1 protein-coding gene is annotated in these 1,156 nt (G+C 77.7%); it reads left to right on the top strand.

The window, feature by feature from the left end; all coding sequences use genetic code 11:
• A partial coding sequence (locus L1885_RS28575) for a GNAT family N-acetyltransferase (RefSeq protein WP_372482061.1) occupies window positions 1-1,156 on the top strand: 1,156 nt, incomplete at both ends.

Here is a 1,156-nt window from a genome sequence, read left to right as displayed (position 1 = left end):
CGCCGCGCCCGGGAACGGCGCCGTCCCCGGCCCCCGGGCGGGCGCCGCGCCGGGCGTCCGTGTGCTGCGCGACCCGGCGGACTTCGCCGCGCTCGCCGACGAGTGGGACGCGCTGTTCGCGCGCTGCCGCACCGCGACCCCGTTCCAGACCCACGCCTGGCTGCACTCCTGGTGGCTGTCGTACGGCACCCCGGGCCGGCTGCGGATCGTCACCGTGCGCGGCGACGACGGACGGCTGGTCGCGATCGCGCCGCTCGTGCTCGCCCGGCGGCCCTTCCCCGTGCTCGAACCGCTCGGCGGGGCCCTCACGGACTTCTGCGACGTGCTGCTGGACGACGCGTGCGCGGACACCGCCGCCGCAGCCCTCGGCCGGGCGCTGCTCGAACTGGCCCGCACCCGCGTGATCGACCTGCGGGAGGTGCGGCCGGGCGCCGCCGCCGAACGCATCTTCGCGACGTGGCCGGGGCCGCGCCGGCAGCTGGTCGACTCGCTGTGCCTGGAGCTGCCGGGCCGTCCCGTCGCCGAACTCGTCGGCCGGCTCCCCTCGCAGACCGGCCAGCGGGTACGGGCCAAGCTGCGCAAGGCCGACAAGCTCGGCGTCGTCGCGCGTCCCGTGCCGCACGACGCGATCCCCGCAGCGATCGAGCGGCTGATCGAGCTGCACGGCCGCCAGTGGGCGGGCCGCGGCGTCAACCCCGAGCACCTGTCGGACCGCTTCCGCGAGCACCTGACCCGCGCCGTGGGGGCGATGGCGGCTCGCGGACAGGCCCGCGTCACGGAGTTCCGCCTCGACGGCGCCCTCGTCGCGTCGGACCTCACGCTCCTGTCGCCGCGGCTCGCCGGCGGGTATCTGTACGGCGCGGAGCCCGCGCTGCGGGAACGCAAGATCGACGTCTCGGCGATGCTGCTGCGCAACAGCGCCGAGTACTTCGGGCCGCAGACGCCCGGGGACGCCGTGCTGAGCATGCTGCGCGGCAGCGAGGCGTACAAGAGCCACTGGCGGCCCGAGCCCGTGCACAACCGGCGGATCCTGCTGGCCCGCCCGGCGCTGCGGCCCGTCCTGGCGCTGCTGGTGGTGCGGGCGCAGGCGCGCCGGGCGCTCGCGCGGGCCGTGAAGCGCCGGCGCTCGCGCGGCCCGGTGCCGGCGGCCGCGCCC

The organism is Streptomyces fuscigenes (genome assembly GCF_021556455.1).
GTDB classification, from domain to species: Bacteria; Actinomycetota; Actinomycetes; order Streptomycetales; family Streptomycetaceae; genus Streptomyces; species Streptomyces fuscigenes.
Note: the sequence above shows the minus strand (reverse complement) of the source record. Positions and strands in the feature narration are given on the sequence as shown.